At 38.1% G+C, this 16,415-nt stretch carries 23 protein-coding genes; 12 read left to right on the top strand and 11 right to left on the bottom strand.

The window, feature by feature from the left end; translation table 11 throughout:
- Positions 1-49: 49 nt before the first annotated feature.
- Positions 50-901, bottom strand: coding sequence for a GNAT family N-acetyltransferase (locus V1L66_RS13550; RefSeq protein ID WP_333004575.1), 852 nt, complete (start codon positions 899-901; stop codon positions 50-52).
- Between the two features lie 288 nt (positions 902-1,189).
- Here V1L66_RS13550 and V1L66_RS13555 point away from each other — a divergent pair, with 288 nt between their 5' ends.
- The 3 genes from V1L66_RS13555 (at position 1,190) to V1L66_RS13565 (ending at position 3,523) form a co-directional block, all read left to right on the top strand.
- Positions 1,190-2,362, top strand: a complete 1,173-nt coding sequence (locus V1L66_RS13555) for a multidrug effflux MFS transporter (protein WP_258859341.1) — start codon at positions 1,190-1,192, stop codon at positions 2,360-2,362.
- A gap of 264 nt (positions 2,363-2,626) precedes the next feature.
- Positions 2,627-2,812, top strand: a complete 186-nt coding sequence (locus V1L66_RS13560) for an antitoxin VbhA family protein (RefSeq protein ID WP_016995489.1) — start codon at positions 2,627-2,629, stop codon at positions 2,810-2,812.
- 3 nt (positions 2,813-2,815) lie between these two features.
- Complete coding sequence (locus tag V1L66_RS13565; protein WP_312127061.1) at positions 2,816-3,523, top strand: Fic family protein; 708 nt, start codon at positions 2,816-2,818, stop codon at positions 3,521-3,523.
- A gap of 289 nt (positions 3,524-3,812) precedes the next feature.
- On the opposite strand, the gene V1L66_RS13570 is transcribed toward V1L66_RS13565, so the two are convergent.
- The gene (locus tag V1L66_RS13570) at positions 3,813-4,313 is read right to left on the bottom strand and encodes a hypothetical protein (protein WP_244905005.1); all 501 of its coding nucleotides are present in this window, start codon (positions 4,311-4,313) and stop codon (positions 3,813-3,815) included.
- A 93-nt stretch (positions 4,314-4,406) separates the two neighbouring features.
- Here V1L66_RS13570 and V1L66_RS13575 point away from each other — a divergent pair, with 93 nt between their 5' ends.
- Positions 4,407-4,859: an NUDIX domain-containing protein gene (locus V1L66_RS13575; RefSeq protein WP_258859260.1), complete on the top strand. Its 453-nt coding sequence runs from the start codon at positions 4,407-4,409 to the stop codon at positions 4,857-4,859.
- Between the two features lie 32 nt (positions 4,860-4,891).
- Here the strand turns inward: V1L66_RS13575 and V1L66_RS13580 are convergent, their stop codons facing one another.
- Entirely contained in the window at positions 4,892-5,335 is a 444-nt protein-coding gene (locus V1L66_RS13580; RefSeq protein WP_312127059.1) for a GNAT family N-acetyltransferase, read from the bottom strand.
- Positions 5,336-5,345: 10 nt separating this feature from the next.
- Complete coding sequence (locus V1L66_RS13585) at positions 5,346-5,660, bottom strand: MazG nucleotide pyrophosphohydrolase domain-containing protein (RefSeq protein WP_026023570.1); 315 nt, start codon at positions 5,658-5,660, stop codon at positions 5,346-5,348.
- Positions 5,661-5,739: 79 nt separating this feature from the next.
- Between V1L66_RS13585 and V1L66_RS13590 the strand changes: the two genes are divergently transcribed.
- Positions 5,740-6,315, top strand: coding sequence for a TIGR00730 family Rossman fold protein (locus tag V1L66_RS13590; RefSeq protein ID WP_009371001.1), 576 nt, complete (start codon positions 5,740-5,742; stop codon positions 6,313-6,315).
- Between the two features lie 102 nt (positions 6,316-6,417).
- Positions 6,418-6,843 (top strand): hypothetical protein, encoded by a 426-nt coding sequence (locus tag V1L66_RS13595; RefSeq protein ID WP_333004567.1) that lies wholly within the window; start codon positions 6,418-6,420, stop codon positions 6,841-6,843.
- A 17-nt stretch (positions 6,844-6,860) separates the two neighbouring features.
- Here V1L66_RS13595 and V1L66_RS13600 read toward each other — a convergent pair whose 3' ends face one another.
- Positions 6,861-7,058: a hypothetical protein gene (locus V1L66_RS13600; protein WP_016993373.1), complete on the bottom strand. Its 198-nt coding sequence runs from the start codon at positions 7,056-7,058 to the stop codon at positions 6,861-6,863.
- 118 nt (positions 7,059-7,176) lie between these two features.
- On the opposite strand from V1L66_RS13600, the gene V1L66_RS13605 reads away from it, so the two are divergent.
- The 4 genes from V1L66_RS13605 to V1L66_RS13620 all read left to right on the top strand — a co-directional run bounded on the left by V1L66_RS13605 (position 7,177) and on the right by V1L66_RS13620 (position 10,233).
- A complete protein-coding gene (locus tag V1L66_RS13605) occupies positions 7,177-8,154 on the top strand; it encodes an arginine deiminase family protein (protein ID WP_333004565.1) in 978 nt (325 codons plus the stop codon).
- Between the two features lie 80 nt (positions 8,155-8,234).
- The gene (locus V1L66_RS13610) at positions 8,235-8,480 is read left to right on the top strand and encodes a YkuS family protein (RefSeq protein WP_036081217.1); all 246 of its coding nucleotides are present in this window, start codon (positions 8,235-8,237) and stop codon (positions 8,478-8,480) included.
- Positions 8,481-8,611: 131 nt separating this feature from the next.
- On the top strand, positions 8,612-9,778 hold the full coding sequence (locus tag V1L66_RS13615; RefSeq protein ID WP_333004563.1) for a Ger(x)C family spore germination protein: 1,167 nt from the start codon (positions 8,612-8,614) through the stop codon (positions 9,776-9,778).
- A 107-nt stretch (positions 9,779-9,885) separates the two neighbouring features.
- Positions 9,886-10,233, top strand: a complete 348-nt coding sequence (locus V1L66_RS13620) for a glyoxalase (protein ID WP_333004561.1) — start codon at positions 9,886-9,888, stop codon at positions 10,231-10,233.
- Between the two features lie 97 nt (positions 10,234-10,330).
- On the opposite strand, the gene V1L66_RS13625 is transcribed toward V1L66_RS13620, so the two are convergent.
- The 4 genes from V1L66_RS13625 to V1L66_RS13640 all read right to left on the bottom strand — a co-directional run bounded on the left by V1L66_RS13625 (position 10,331) and on the right by V1L66_RS13640 (position 13,587).
- Positions 10,331-11,098 carry a hypothetical protein gene (locus tag V1L66_RS13625; RefSeq protein ID WP_333004559.1) on the bottom strand — a complete coding sequence of 256 codons (768 nt, stop codon included), beginning with the start codon at positions 11,096-11,098 and terminating at the stop codon, positions 10,331-10,333.
- 216 nt (positions 11,099-11,314) lie between these two features.
- Positions 11,315-12,475, bottom strand: coding sequence for an MFS transporter (locus V1L66_RS13630; protein ID WP_333004557.1), 1,161 nt, complete (start codon positions 12,473-12,475; stop codon positions 11,315-11,317).
- A 179-nt stretch (positions 12,476-12,654) separates the two neighbouring features.
- Entirely contained in the window at positions 12,655-12,807 is a 153-nt protein-coding gene (locus V1L66_RS13635) for a hypothetical protein (RefSeq protein ID WP_333004556.1), read from the bottom strand.
- Positions 12,808-12,933: 126 nt separating this feature from the next.
- The gene (locus tag V1L66_RS13640; RefSeq protein WP_333004555.1) at positions 12,934-13,587 is read right to left on the bottom strand and encodes a hypothetical protein; all 654 of its coding nucleotides are present in this window, start codon (positions 13,585-13,587) and stop codon (positions 12,934-12,936) included.
- A 236-nt stretch (positions 13,588-13,823) separates the two neighbouring features.
- Between V1L66_RS13640 and V1L66_RS13645 the strand changes: the two genes are divergently transcribed.
- Positions 13,824-14,057, top strand: coding sequence for a DUF3923 family protein (locus V1L66_RS13645; RefSeq protein ID WP_333004553.1), 234 nt, complete (start codon positions 13,824-13,826; stop codon positions 14,055-14,057).
- Positions 14,058-14,095: 38 nt separating this feature from the next.
- On the opposite strand, the gene V1L66_RS13650 is transcribed toward V1L66_RS13645, so the two are convergent.
- Both V1L66_RS13650 and V1L66_RS13655 read right to left on the bottom strand, forming a co-directional pair.
- On the bottom strand, positions 14,096-15,040 hold the full coding sequence (locus V1L66_RS13650) for a PD-(D/E)XK nuclease family protein (RefSeq protein WP_333004552.1): 945 nt from the start codon (positions 15,038-15,040) through the stop codon (positions 14,096-14,098).
- Between the two features lie 3 nt (positions 15,041-15,043).
- On the bottom strand, positions 15,044-15,784 hold the full coding sequence (locus V1L66_RS13655; RefSeq protein WP_004228897.1) for a sulfite exporter TauE/SafE family protein: 741 nt from the start codon (positions 15,782-15,784) through the stop codon (positions 15,044-15,046).
- 93 nt (positions 15,785-15,877) lie between these two features.
- Here V1L66_RS13655 and V1L66_RS13660 point away from each other — a divergent pair, with 93 nt between their 5' ends.
- Positions 15,878-16,387: a hypothetical protein gene (locus V1L66_RS13660; protein ID WP_036081232.1), complete on the top strand. Its 510-nt coding sequence runs from the start codon at positions 15,878-15,880 to the stop codon at positions 16,385-16,387.
- The last annotated feature ends 28 nt before the right edge of the window (positions 16,388-16,415 follow it).

Here is a 16,415-nt window from a genome sequence, read left to right on the forward strand (position 1 = left end):
TTTTTGACAATACAAACGTGCAAACCCCAAAGTAGGCTTGCACGTTTGATTATCCGAAAGCTTGTGCTGCTAGAGCATATAATGTTTGATTTCGTTTAGGCATTTTTTTGGCATTACGGATCATGACAGGTGGCGTTGCAGCCAACATAAAACCACTTTGTTGTAAAAATGGACTAAGCTCCTTTTGGATAGCTGGACAGTCAATACGTAATTTCCCCTGATGGCCCTTAGCCAATTCATTTATAATGTGATGTGCTATTTCCATACTTGGCGCAACGATTGGCCCTAAAAGAAGATAAATTGGTCCAGCGATCGTTAAGCCATAGCCAATCATTTGGTTGTCTTGATTTTTTACAACAACACAGCGCTGTGATTGCTGAATTCTTTTACGCAAAAAGATTCTTCTACTATCCCCAAAGGCTGCTGCGTCAAGTTTAACAAGCTGTTCAAAATCCTGTTCTTGAAATTCTTTGATGGTGCCTAAAAAATCGGCTTCGCTGGTCGTCTCAACAAATTTGTCTGCCAAATATTTATGTACATGCTCAACAGTCGTGAAGCCCATTTTTTGATATAAAGGTTCTCCCTCTTTCGTAGCTACGAGCAAAATCGCTGTTTCCTCTGAAACACTATTGATACACGCTTGAGTAACGACTCTACCTAAGCCAAAACCTCTGCATTGCTCATGTACAATCACCATGCCAATGGAGGCTACATTTGTGTCATAGGGAATAATAGCTGCACTGGAAACAATTTTCCCTTCCATATTTTTATGTCCAACTATTCTACCTGCTGCCATAATCGTTTCAATTTCGTAGGCATCGTAATCCCATCCAACGGAAGCTGATAGCTCGATTAATCCCTGAATATCAGTAGAAGTAAATAAAGTTAGCTCAAAATTCAATTAGATACACCCTCTGTCATTTAAATTCAAAAGAACATATGTTCCATTTTATAAAATCCTCCTTCCCTATACAAGCAATATCTCTTAGCTTTAGCAATTATTACTATATAATTATTGTAAAATAGCCTATAATAGTTGCTAGACTATGCACTCCTACTTCAAGCATATAAAGGTGATTTCAACATGACATCCTATGAACGTATTCTTATAATGGTCCCGCCGTTTCCCTAGCTACGCAATCTACTTGTAACGAACAAAGTAGAATTTTGCTTGTAGGAGGGCAATATGTTGAAAAAACAGGCAGTACCATCTTTATTATTAATGATTGTTCTTGTGGCTTTTCCACAAATTAGCGAAACGATATATACCCCATCTCTACCGGATATTGCAACTGCACTTGGTGTAGACTTTAGCTCTGTCCAATTAACCTTAAGCATCTATTTTATTGGCTTTGCACTCGGTGTTTTTTGCTGGGGATGGATTTCTGATTTTATTGGCCGTCGACCTGCCATGCTAGGCGGTTTAATTTTTTATGGCATAGGTAGCCTACTTTGTTTTTATGCAGAGTCAATCCCTTTTCTATTGGCAAGTCGATTGCTCCAAGCGTTCGGCGCTGCCACTGGCTCCATTATTACGCAGACCATATTGCGTGAAAGTATGTCAGGTAGTCAACGCCATGCCATGTTTGCTCAAATTTCAGCCGTCATTGCCTTTACCCCTGCGGTAGGGCCATTAATCGGTGGTTGGGTGGATCAAGCACTAGGCTTTCGGGCCGTGTTTTTTGTCCTTGTCATCATGAGTATCCTGTTGTTTATCTATGCTTATTGCAGACTTCCAGAAACAACTGACCCTGCAACAAGACAAAGAACGGCGATTTGGCCTGTCGTCAAACGCATTTTTGCTTCACCCATTGTGCTTGTCTATGGTTTGCTAATTGGAGGCATCAATGGTGTCCTATTTAGCTACTATGCCGAAGCACCCTTTATTTTCATCGAGTATTTCCAGCTGTCACCTGGCCTGTACGGCTTTCTTGGTATCATTGTTGCCCTTGCTTCCATAATAGGGGCTATGATTTCAAAGCGACTCGTCATCGGCCATCCGCCACAAAAAATCATCCATGTTGGCTGCTTGGTAATGCTCGGTGGCACTTTGCTTTTGACTATCGTTTGTACCCTGCCATTGCACGCGAGCATGATGGCCATTGGTATACTGATTACTATTTTTATCACACTGCTAGGCTCAGGCATTGCACTTCCTAATTGCTTAAGTTTAGCGTTAGTAGATTTTCAGGATGTCATTGGCACAGCAGGCGCTATCTTTAGTCTTGGCTATTATTTACTTGTCAGTGCCATCACTTCTGGTATGAGCTTACTGCATAACGGTTCTTTACTGACAATGCCACTTTATTTCTTAGGTCTATCCTTAATGATGTGGCTTTTTGGGAGAAAGTTTATTCGATAATGGAAGAAAGCGGGCTTCTAATCCTATCGCTTTTAGATAGATGAAAGACTAGAACAAAACCTCTTCTCCGAATAGAAAAAGTGGGTGAAATTTTACTCTTCGTAAAATTTCACCCACTTTGATTATAGGGAGCTTAGCTCTAAATTTTTCCCACTGGCACCTATTGAATTTTCTCACTCAGTAGGCATCGTGCAGTGATCTAACTATCTCCTGATGCATAAAACTGATATAATAGATATACCATTAAAGTGAGGGGTGTTATTTATGAAAGAAAATTCATCCTTAGAACGTAAAAAGCAAGTGCAATTCGCAGTTGGTATGGCTGCCATTGACGGTGGAAAACCGAGCGCATTTACACAGAACCTCTTAAACCAATATGAAAATGGTCAAGTATCATCCAGCGAATTGAAACAAGCGATTGTTGAAAAATATACAAGGGCTTCACAGTAGTTTATGGACCCATATATTTATCCTAATACAAATGTCTTAATCAACAAATTAAATATTCGAGATGAACAACTATTGATTGACGTTGAAGCACAACTGTTAATCGCTGGGATTATAGATATTTCTTCTATCACGGAGGATATTGACTTCCACAAATATAAAAGTCTCCAAACGATTCATCACTTCCTTTTTCATGAGCTATATTCATGGGCAGGAGAATTTCGCACAGTCAATATTTATAAAAGTGAACATGTTTTAAATGGATTATCTGTTGCTTATAGTGATAAAGATCACATTGTATCTGATTTAAAAACTATTTTCAGTTGGTCTAAATCTAAGCAATGGAAGTATTCTAATCCTCGCCTTGTTGAGGACTTTTCTTCATTTATGACAAAACTTTGGCGTGTTCATCCTTTCCGAGAAGGAAATACACGAACGGTATCGATTTTCATGAAGCTTTTTGCTGAAGCAAATAGGCTAGACTTCAATGCTCAATTGCTCTCACAGTATGCAGGATATTTACGAAATGCACTAGTTCTTTCAGCAGTAGAAGAAGCTCCGGAACCACAATATTTATTGAAGATGATGACAGATGCTCTGGATGTAGCTGATTTCAATAAATTTAAGGCTGACGATGAAACGTCTAGTAATTATCAAGTAATTGGGCGTTATGATGTTTCCAAGTATAAAGAAAAGCCCTTTGAAACGGATTAAGGAATGATTTATTTACAGATTAAGTATGTTTTAGTTTTTTAATACGCTAAAAAGGATGGTGATTTGTAATTGAATCATCATCCTTTATATATATATTTGGCAAAAGGGATCAAATTAATTCATTTAAAACCTTTTACTCTTAGAAAAATCACCTCCTAATTGAAATTTAGTTTTTAACCCCATATTCAATCGAAGGTGTATTTTTTTATTTGTCTATACTGCTGAGGTCAGTCCTCAACATCAAGTTTCCACTTTTTATACACCTACTAGTTTTTTCTAGCTGCTTCTCCTATCCTTGAAAATAATAATCCAATACTTCCTGAGGGGTATGGAATACTTTATTGCTTTGTGTTTTATAAAGAAATTTGGGATTTGTACAGGCTTTCTCCAAACTTTTTGCTTGCTTTAGCTTATCTGTCATTTGCTCAATAATATCTGTGTAGCCATCGAGCTGGTTTGAAATTTTCGGTAGCATTGTCGGTGAAATATCTAGTACAATAGAGACTTGATCCTCAGCATAACTATTTAAATTGATAAAAAAGCATTCTTCCAAATGCTTTGAATGCTTATCTACATTAATGACAGCCTCTTGATAATTGGCGATTAACCCTGTTGATGTATTCGTAATGGTAAAGCCTTGCTGTGTCAAATGCTGTTCAACCAGCTTTAAAAACTGCTCGACCTCTTCATCTAGCTTCGGTGTAACAGTTGATTGAATTAAATCATTACACTTCTGATAAATGGTATCAATTTCAGACTGTTTTTCTACAAGTAATTTAAAATTGGACATTGAATACACGCTTCATCTCCCCTTTTTACTAAGGTAGACATTCATGAAGCGTTTTAGTCATGATCACGAAAAATAACAATTAAGGAGAAGTCGATGATTAGAAATTCTATCAAAGCCATCATCATCATGGACGGGAAACTATTACTAACAAAAAATCAAGATGTCGAGGGCTACTTTTATCTTTGCCCTGGTGGTGGACAGGAGCATGGAGAGACCTTTCACAAAACGTTGCAAAGGGAATGCCTTGAGGAAATTGGCTCCTCTGTTCAGATTGGAGAGCTATTATTTATCCGAGAATACATCGGACAAAATCATGAGCATGCCGCCTTTGACGCAGACGTACATCAGGTAGAATATTATTTCCTCTGTCAGGTAAATAAGCAAGCTTGTCAACCAACAAATCCAGATACTCTTCAAATTGGGACACAATGGATACCAATTGAAAAGCTTCATACTTATCGACTTTACCCAAAAGCACTTATCCAACCGCTACAGCAGTTTATACGAGGACAACAAACAACAATCTATTTGGGTGATGTCAATTAAAACAGGCTGTCTATAGAATAGACAGCCAATTCTTAAGCAAGCACTTTCACCATCGTATAGTAGCTACTGCCTGGTGGATAATCTTTAATTTCGCCCACTACTTGATAGCCATGTGCCTCGTAAAAGGTACGCGCCTGAAACTCGTAGGTTGTTAGTAGGGCCTTTGTTGCCCCCATATCCTTCGCTACCCATTCTGCTTGTGCTAAGAGCTTTTTGCCCATACCCTTTCCACGATATTCTTCACTAAACCAAAATTTATGTATTTCCACCCATCCCCAATATATCTCAGCCGTTATGCCACCTATCCATTGCTGTTGTTGATCTGTGACGATCAACTGTAAAGGAAGAACCGCACCTTGCTGTCTACTTTCACGATGATGAAGAGATTGCTCATTATTAAAGGCACGAATTTTTTCGCTTAAAAAATTCGTAAAATCCTCATGCTGTTCCCGTAAAACCTCTACTTGATATTCCATCTTGCTCCTCCTATTCGTAACGTTTTATCAGCTTGTCTTGATGCGCAGCAAAGATCTCTTCTAATGGAATATCGTACTGATTGGCAATCACTATAAGATTTCCTAGGACATCCCCTAGCTCTTCAATAAGCTCCTGTTTATTTTCTTCAAAGGATTGTGTTTTTTCATCTGGTCGATCTCTACCAATCTCGATTGCTCGAATCGCCCTTGCTACCTCACCTGTTTCTTCTGCCAAGAAGCCAATACGTGTAAAAATATTAAGCTCTGACCAGCCACGTGCTTCATAATAATCCTTTACCCAGCGTTGAAATTCATTTAGTTCCAATTTCGTTTCCTCCATTTCCTTCCTCTTCAAAATAAATTATACTATAAAAGAATTTGATCAGATATGGAGGAAATCAGCTATGAAAAGTATTGCCGTATTTTGTGGATCCAGTCTAGGCGCATCTGACGCTTATCGTCAAGGCGCGATTTTACTAGGTAAAGAATTAGCCAAAAGACAAATTACGCTTATTTATGGTGGTGCTTCTGTAGGCATCATGGCAACAGTAGCGAATACAGTGCTAGAAGAAGGCGGCAAGGTCATTGGGGTGATTCCGACATTATTAGAAGAACGTGAAATTGCGCATCAACAGCTGACGGAGCTGATTGTTGTAAAGACGATGCATGAGCGTAAAAGTAAAATGATGGAATTAGCAGATGGCTTTATCGCCCTACCTGGTGGACCTGGAACATTAGAGGAATTTTTCGAAGTATTTACGTGGAATCAAATCGGTCTGCTTCAAAAACCTTGTGCTATTTTCAATATGGAACGCTATTTTGATTTATTAATATCATTCTTTGACCATATGCAAAATGAACAATTTTTAAAAGCACAATACCGTGAGGCACTTATTGTTGATGAGGACGCAGCAGCACTATTAGATAAATGCGAAAGCTTTGTTCCTCCAGCAGTGAAAACTTATGAATTAAGCAAATAATAAAATGGTGAGGCTGGACCTAATTGGACTAACCTCACCTTTTTCATTCCCTACTATTCAAAATGATCCTATAATTGGTTTAAGAACTAGGAGGCGATGACTATGCAAAACAAAAGATTAATCTGGTCGTTCGGATTACTAGTAATCATTTTGCTACTTGTGTTTTATCGTAAACCGCACATTTCCTTTCATGATGCTGTACCTGAATTAAATACAGCTAGTATTCACACCGTTCTGATTTCAGATACGAGAGAAAAATCGTATTATATGGATGCAAAGGAAACAGAGCAACTGATCTTAATACTAGATAATCTAGTGATGAAAAAGAAATTTATACCGAATATACCCGCATTTAATACGGATGCTTATTTGATTTTCACTTCACCCAGTACAAATGAGTCTTTTACAATCAAATTGGATTATGCTAGAAATATCATTGGTATTAACGTGCATCCTAAAAATATGAAGCAATACATTGTCGTGGACAATACTGATTTATTTTTATTTGTTCAAAGCTTCTTAAACTAATCAGGTGGCTATATTATTTATCTATTGATTTCATCATCCCGCCTCTTCACTGCTACCACAGCAATCAATACCATTCCAAGCTTCACCAGGCCAATAATGGCATACAGACTAAATGAAAGAATCATTGGTAATAAGACGAACCACCACGACCATGTTATGACTTCTGTTAGCTTTAATACGATAAAGACAATCGTCAGCACCTCAGCAATGCCCATCTTTTCACCATCTTACACCCTATTCTTGACTATATAGTAACTATATACCTTACGATAAGGAACATCGAAGGAAAAAATTTCATTATTTTTTCTAAATCATACAACAGGAGGAAGTACGATGACGAATATTTTTGTAAAAAGTGAGTTTGCTCCTTTAAAACGAGTCGTCATGGCTCAATCGGAATTTGCTTTTCCAGCTAAAGAGGCTCCGACAGATGATGATTTTTTAACAGAAGAAACATTAGCGCTTTATGAAAGCGTAAATACACTAGGAAAAAATTTTAAGGACGTCTTTCCAGAAAGACAGCAGCAATGGGAATTGGAACGTGCAAATTTAAAAAAAGTATTAGAAAAATACGGTGTAGAAGTACAGGTACCAAGACGTTTAACAGACTATGAAAAAGAGGTAGGAAAAGAAGATGGCTATAGCAATTTCTTCGTTCGCGATCCCTTTTTCACCATCGGCCATCTCTTAATCGAGGGCTCCCTTCGATTCCCACATAGACGCAACGAAATTTTGCCAGTGCGCAATCTTTTAGTACAGGAAGCAAACGAAAATCAATGTTTCTATGTCTCCATTCCAAAGCCTGATACGGCAGATGGTTTAGATTCTGAAGCTGGCCCGTTTTTAGAGGGCGGTGATGTGTTAGTGTTAGATAAAACGATTTTCGTCGGGAATTCAGGACTAGCCTCCAATAAAAATGGTGTACAATGGCTGCGTAATTTAGCACGTAACTTTGATTATACGGTGGTCGAAGTGCCGCTTCATCCAACCATTCTTCATCTCGACTGTGCGCTTAGCCTCGTTAGAGAGGGGCTAATGATTGTCTGCGAGGAAGCACTCCTTGATGGTATTCCCGAACAGCTAAAAGATTGGGATAAAATTCACGTTTCCCTAGAGGATGCCGCCAAACTTGCTACTAACGGGTTACCTATTAATGAAGAAGTCTACATTACAGACAAAGAATTTACATGGATTGGTGAGCAATTAGCGAAGAGAGGTATCACCGTAGAATATGTTGATTTTACAATCTCTCGAAGCTTTGGCGGTTCTTTTAGATGTAGTACACAACCCCTATTACGCACGGATCTCTAGAAATTATCTCTCCCAGCTAAAAATAGGATGAATAATGCGCAACCTGAAATGGCACATTATTTGTAGGAGGTGGACAAGAAATGTCTAGAATTATTGGTGTGGAACAATCATTATCAAATATCGAGGATGCTTTAAAAGCACAGGGCTATGAAGTCATCCAGCTTCGCAATGAAGAGGATGCGAAAAAATGTGATGCTTGTATTATTACAGGTCAAGATCGCGATGTCATGGGAATTAGTGATCCAGTCATTGAAGGCCCTGTGATCGATGCGAATGGACTTTCGGCAAACGAGGTCGTTCAACGCGTCCAAAAATATTTCCACTAAAACCTCAAGTGCTGTCTTCATGTCATTTTTGACAAGAGCAGCACTTTCCTACATACAAATGGTCTCTACTTATAATACCTTGCGTTCTTGTACAAACTAATATACACGAACTTCAAAAAGTAGGGAGACATATGAGCCAAAAACAGATTGCAATTGTTATTTTAATGCTTACGACTACACTACTGCTATCAGGCTGTTGGGATGTAACAGAGCCACAACGCATGTATTACGTACAAGGTGTCGGGGTTGACTATAAGGATAATGAATATACAGCATACCTACAAATTATCAACTTTGCTAACGTAGCGAAAACGGAATCAGCTAATCCAAATGCTGCCCCTACCGAAATTGGCCAAGCGAAGGGAAAGACAATAGAAGAAGCCATTTACAAATTGTATCGTTCAATGGACCAAGAAGTATTTTGGGGACATATGACCTTTCTTCTCTTCTCAGAGAGTGCTATGAAAGATGAACATGCTATTGCGGTTATTGATACTTTTTTACGCTTTCGCGAGACCAGATATCATATTTGGGTTTACTGTACCCAAGATCCTATTGAAGATGTTTTATTAGTTTCTCCATTGTTAGAGAAATCACCAACTGCTGCCAAATTAAGTAATCCCAAAAATACAGCGAAACAGGAGTCATTTGTAGAGCCTGTCAATTTAAGACAACTAGTCATTGGCTTAAATGAGCCCAACCACGAAATGAAAATTCCTTACGTAACCGTCAACGAAAACTGGGAAACAATGGATGGCTCCAAAACTGCAACCGTTTTTGCTGGTGTCGGTATTCTTTCAAAGGATAGTTTTAAAGGCTATATTAAAGGCAAATCGGCACGTGGAATCGAGTGGATGAATGATGAAACAAAGCAAGGAGAAATTACCGTCGAATTAGAAAATAATGAAAAAAGTGATTACTTAACTGTCGATATTAAAAAGCTTGATGTAAAAGTCAAGCCAATTGTCAAAGGTAATGACGTAACATTTGAAATAAATTTAAAATTCGATACGATTTTAAATGGTTTTAAAGGGAAGCTGACACCCAATCAGGTAAGAAAAAAAGTAGAAAAAGCCGTCAAGGAAGAAATCCTAACTACCTTTGAAGAAGGACTAAAAATGGATGCGGATATCTTTCGCCTATCCGAATATCTCTATCGTAGTAATGTAAAGGCTTGGAAGAGATTAGAGAAGGATGGCAAAATTCCTTTAAGCAAAGATTCCATTAGCAAAATCGATATTCATATTAATAAAGTAAGCCCTGGCCGTAAAACATTTGCAGAAACGATTACCGAATAACAGGTAGAGACCATCCAAAATGGCATGGTCTCTTTCTTATGGCCACCTTGTCATGCTATATTAATGGAAAAGATCAGGAAACTTTCTACAGATAGGAGTTTGAGACGATGATAAAAGGTTTTGGCGGAATATTTTGGCGAACTAAAAATCTAGAGGTTGTGAAGAAATGGTACAATGAAGTCTTGATGATTGAAATAAACGATTGGAATGGGACAATCATTAAACCCCATGAAGGCAATGAAACGATCTTTTCTTTTTTCAATGAACAGGACAGTTATTTTCCCACAGAACAACAAGTAATGTTGAATTTCCAAGTACATGATTTAAACGATATGTTAATGCATCTTGAACATCTCGATATTCCCCTTGCAAAACCTCTAGAGAGTAGCGAATTTGGGAAGTTTATTTGGATTAAAGATCCAGAAGGTCGACTGATTGAGCTTTGGGAGAAGTAGTTTGTAGTCTTTCCTAAATACGGTCACAATAAATAAGAGCATGTTTTGACATATAATCAAAACATGCTCTTTAAGTTTTTTATTTAATCCTACACGGCTATACACTTTGCTTTTTCTCTTCAAGCGAGGGGAACCCAGCTCGAGACCACAGCCATAATGGCGTATGAATATCGATTGGGGCGATCCCTGTTCCTTTGAGTGCTTGCTCCCATGCATTCGCTACAACTCTCCGATCATTCGCTCCCCCATCTAACACCTCATCCATACATAATCCCAATTTAACAGTTGCTTTCATTATATGTGTATCTGGAGCTATTGTTATAAGCTCACGAGAACGCCACCTAATAGATGCATAATTTTCCAAAACATATAGCCAGTAATTGAAAATTTTAGGTCCAGATAAATAGGGGAATTCCGCTTTGCGAGTATGTTGCATCAGCTCTTTTAAAATAGCAATATCAAAGTGAGCAGATTCGATCAGCCCCTGTACATCTCCGTTTGCTGAGGAATTTACAATACCTTTCGCTACTCGCTGCCATATCTCAGGGTGTCGATTAGGTTGTAAACCAACACGATGAAGTAATAATGCTTCGCGTAAATCATGAATATCACAATTTGCGGCTATTTTAGGATGAAAAATCCATGCTGTTTTTTCATCCTGATAAGCCTTTACAACAGATTCCCACAACGTATAAGAATTTCGTTGATAATTCAAAGCCATTGCTAGCGTTAACACATGAAGTAAATCTGCATCTTCTACAACACCCTTTAAAACATCTTCAGGCATTACTTCCCCACCAAGTTCTCCTTCTTCATACATCTCCAATAAGGTTCTAACCTTCTTTAATAATTGTACATTTACCATTTAAAGTCCTCCAAAGCTTGCCTTCCCCTATCATACCTTAAATCTAACAATTCGGATTGAATTTTCCAACTATTTGTTAACACGCAAGCGGCTTACAATCCTATCCAAGTGGTGTTGTTCATATAAAAACCCCCTTTAAAGAAGACATGTAATTGACTAAAATTTACATTGTCTATTTAAAGGGGCAATTAATGGAGACTGGTCCTACCTACTGTATTAATGGCTCGTTTTTTTATTAACAATATAATCCCGATAAACTAACAGGGCGACAAGGAGAAAGCTTAGGCTAACAAGTCGGAAAATCATTTCTATACTCATCCACTCAGCTAAAATCCCTAAGATAAATGCGCTCATACCGACCCCAACATCAAAACTGGAAAGAAAAGTGGCATTGGCTGCACCACTTTTGGCTTCACTTACTTTTTGAACAGCCCAAGTTTGTAAGCACGGCATAACGGTGCCATAGCCTGCACCAAATAAAATCGCTGCGAAAATCAAAGTGAAATTATTTGTAGTATAGGATAACACGATTAATGATAGAAAACCGAAAATCGCTGACATAATAATGATCGACCATGGTCCATGCTTATCAAACCATTTCCCTGTAAAAGGACGTATTAACGTGGAAACAATTGCGTTAATAAGAAAGAATAGAAAAATCTGTTGTAATCCCTTTTGTTCACCAAAAAGAACTAAGAATGTAATAATGGCGCCGAAACCAAGCGTCGTCACAACAGTCAATAATGCCTGAAACCTTACTTCTTTTTCAAATATCGCTTCTATAAATCGAAATGGCTGCTTGTCATTTTGAATAGGTGCCGTGGAATGCACAAATGAAAGCATTATGATCGCAAAAAGGCTTAGTAAGGCTGACGACCAAATCAGCGTGTGAAAAGAAAAGGTACTGTAAATAAGAATCCCGAGACTGGGTGCAACAATTGCTCCCACGGTTGTGGATACCGAGAAATAGCCCATTCCCTCTCCTAATCGAGCTTTAGGGATACTATCTACAGCCATTGTACTATTGGCTGTCGTGGATACACCCCACGCTGTTCCATGGAAAAGTCGGAGTAATAGGAAAATCCAAATCGTATTAAGCAATGGATACAGCATTGTAATTAGTAGTAATGCTGTACTTGCCACAATCGCTAGTTTTTTCCGCTTATGATCCATTAAATAGTACCCTATAAAAGGTCTTATCGTAATGGCACCTAGTGTAAATACCGTCGTCACCAAGCCTACTTGCATCGGATTGGCGTTTATGCTTAATAAATAGGCTGGTAAAATAGGCAATAGCATTTCAAATCCTATAAAAATAAAAAAATTACTTAGAAATAGAAAAAGAAATGATGAAGTAAAAATTAGTTGTTTTTTCATAGTAAATTCCTCGCTTCTAATTATTTTTCTAAATTAGAAGCGCTTGGAACACTGCAACATTCCTTAATTGTCTTAGTTTTTTTAGCAATTAGCTCACCCTCTCTCCGTTTTATCACAACAAAAAAGACGCCATAAAACCGGCGTCTACCAATTACTTTGTATGGTTAAAAAGTCATTTTTCACACATGACTAACAAAGGCAAAAAGCTTCCGGTTACTACTTTCACTATGCTGTTTTCTTAAAAAACTACAGACTGATCCCTTTGAGCCTAAATCATCTAATTGTAAAAATGTCTTTACCTCAATCGCCGTTCTTCTGAAAATCGTTTCCATGACTTTTTGCCTCCTCTCTCAAGTTCAATTCATAGCTTACTATAATCTAATACAAGTTTACCACAAAAGCAAATGCAACGTTGAAACTATGTATAAGACGCAAAATATTTTCCCCGCATCGACTATTTATAAAGTTCTTTCCTTGTCACCGTCTATTAATTGCACATGCACATTGGAGGAAACACCTCCCTCTATATGATTAGGAACATTTGTTAAATCGAGTAATTCCTTTAGATGAATAGCTTTTTCACGATTGGCCTCGATGGTCACATGATATGGCCCTGTTATATTCATAAGTGAATTCATCCGTTTATCGCCTTTAAAAAAATTCGTATCGATAAATTGTAAATCAAAGGACACAGCTTCATTGCTTCGATTATGTAAGACAATGGTACATTCCCCATTCATTAAATCTTTTCCTACCATATCAAAACGACATGCTCCATCCCCTTTGTATGAAATGGCCATAATGCCACTAGCAAAGGTTTCTTGATATGCCACAATGAGCAAATGGGGTAATAATGAATAAAGTAATACTACAATGACAAATGTTCGAAAATGATATTTGTTGATGCTCCTAAGTAGTAATATCATAGCAATTATAAATAAAATCGAGCAAAAGATGCCAAGTAACACGTATCCATCTTGTGTTTCGATAGGAATTGACATGAAGGTAGTATGTGCCATCATCGCTTCATTGTAGGGATACGGAAAAAACAGACACATACAAATACCCAACATAACGATTGACCCTATGAACGTCTTTTTATTGTTTATCATATGCTGCCTCCTTTCTAAAATTTGACTAGGTGATATACAAATATGCATACACCAATTTACCATATATATCCTTAAAAAGAAATGAAGCCTATAAAAACAACTATTTTAAAAAGAGTCAATCCGTCTGCAGGCTGAGATGTAGCACCGTCTATAGTGCATTTCCAAATTTAAGGTAAATTGATATGATTAAGCAATAAGAGGAAATTACAAGAAGAAAGAAGGTGTTCATTTTAGGTATGAAAATATTTTGGTGGGCTGTAAATATTGTGTGGTTATTGATTTTTTCTGGCATCGCCGTATTTATTGGGGCAAGGGATGTGGATGGTGCAGGGATTGTGCAAACACCTGAAGTGAAAATGGTTTCATTCGTTATTTTGGGCATCATGTTTCTAATAGTTGTGCTTATACAATTAATTTTTCTTTACTTTATTAAAAAAAGCACAAAAGCTCATTATACGAAAATCTCTTAAAAAGAAGCGAGAGGCTATTTTAGCACTCGCTTCATTTTTCATCTTGATTCACATAGCTCCCTAAAATTACAGCCACGACAATGCCAGTTTTCTTGTGTTTGTTCAAAGTCCTCGATGTCTACGGGCTCGTTGGAAAAAATATCTGCCTGATACTTTTTCATTTCTAAAACACTGCGCTGAAACGTATACAAAATATTTTCCATATCGATGTCTGTAAAACTATATTTCTTGCGCTTGCCTGTTAATAAATATTCATTATAGACCTCGATTTGTGCTAGAGACACTCGGTATTTTTGCTGAACATAGTAAGCGTAGAGGGCTAATTGCTGACGGTCATCATCAGACTCTCCACCAGTCTTCCAGTCAACAATAATCCATTTATCCCTCAGTTCATCATAATAATGAAAGTCCATAACAACGAATATCTGGACATCTTCCACTTTCATCGAGCGGAATTGCTCTGGTTCTCCGATACGGAGCGAGCCTTTTTGTGAGGTGATCTGCTGAAATGTTTCACTCATCAAAAAATGATTAAAGACAAGTCGTAAACGTTCTTTGTAGTCTTGCACAAGCTCAGGAGAAAGTGTGCCATGATAATAGATTTCCTGCATCATATAATACTTATTCGGCTTTTGCCTCCAAAAGTCAAGACGACGAGTGGAGTCAATAAAGGCTGCATTCAGCTGCCCGCGACCTAATTGAATTAGCTCCTCTACAGTCGGAGCTTTTCCTGTTTGTAAATAATCATTAATGGCCTGCTCAATGTATCGATGGACAATTTGCCCAAATAAAATAGGCATCGATTGCAGCTTTTTTAAGCGATACACCTGTTGATGATATGGTTCCACATTGTAACTGAGCCACCCGTTATGTGAAAAGTAATATTCATAGCCATATTTGCGGGCGCAGCTTGTCAATGTTTTATGACGCGATAGCGACCACGAAAAGGTTGGATAGGGTGAAATTTCAAACAGGACAATCACCTCCTAAAGCTGATGGATGAAATCATAAACAAGCTGTATAATCAGCACAATCGTTACAATACGCAGTAAAAGCTTTACCTGATGTGCCTTCACTTTTCTGGCTAGCACAAGCCCAATTTGTGCACCAATCGTCGAGCCAATCATTAAAATAAGCGTTAAGGGCCATTCAATTTTCCCTGTAGCAATATAGGTAATCGCTGCGCCTGAGCACATTGCAAATACCCCTACCCGTGATAGCCCCACGGCTTTAATATAGGAAATCTTCTCATGTGCATATGTATAAAGCGCCAATGTACTACTGCCAGGACCAAACATACCGTCATAAAAGCCAACTCCAAGAAGGATAGGACCGTTTTTTCGATTCATCGTAAAGCGTTCCTTGTCGCCAAAATCAGCTCCCCCCATAAAGGACATGACAAGCGCAAAGCCAAGTAAAATAATAGCAATGAACGTCAATGATTGACTACTCATGAAGGAAGCGAAAAGTCCACCCAATGTGCCTCCGATTAAAGAGACAAGTAACACCGAACGCATTTCGTTCCAGGCTAATTCCTTACGTTGATAAATCGTATAAAAGCTCGAAAAAGCACTCACCATATTGGACACTTTATTTGCGCCAATTGCCGAATGGACGGGTACCCCCATTAGCATCATCGTTGGCAAGGTAATTAAGCCACCACCCCCAACTAACGTACCAATGACATTCCCAATGATGCCAATTAGTAAAAACAACAAGTATTCCATAATATCCTTCTTTCTCTAGCACAAAAAGCAATCATTCTATGATACAGTATAACAGATTGTTATTATCAATGATGATGGAAATGAGGAGCAAGGATGCATATACAACAAAAAACACCTACACCACGCTTTTGTCACCAGCTAACTGTTATTGTGGCGACTATTTTTTTAGCTGGTATTACAGCGACACTTATTCAATATGGCAAGCTCCCAGCCACGATTCCTGTCTTGCAAAGCTTTACGAGTGACCATGCCCAATTCGGACCAAAAATCGCTATTTTTTATTTACCCTTTGTCGCTCTTATGCTCTTTCTACTTTTACACTATTTGGAGATAAAGGCCGCTTATCCAGTGATGCGTAAAAATAAAGCACCACTATCCCATAGACAGCGACAAAATGGCATCCTAACGTTTTGTCTCATCAAAAATAGTATTCTATTGTATTTTACCTACTCCCTTTTCAATGATCTTACGGTGGCTTTAGGACGCGAACGTATTTTACAGCAATGGCATGCTTACTTATTTTTACTGCTGTTATTTGGCATCTTCATGATGGGTATTGTGCGAGGCATTTTGTTGGATAAAAAATCTAATGCAAAAAATTAGAGAGCATGTTTTAACAATGAACATGCTC

The organism is Lysinibacillus sp. IITD104 (assembly GCF_036698265.2).
Taxonomy (GTDB): Bacteria; Bacillota; Bacilli; order Bacillales_A; family Planococcaceae; genus Lysinibacillus; species Lysinibacillus boronitolerans.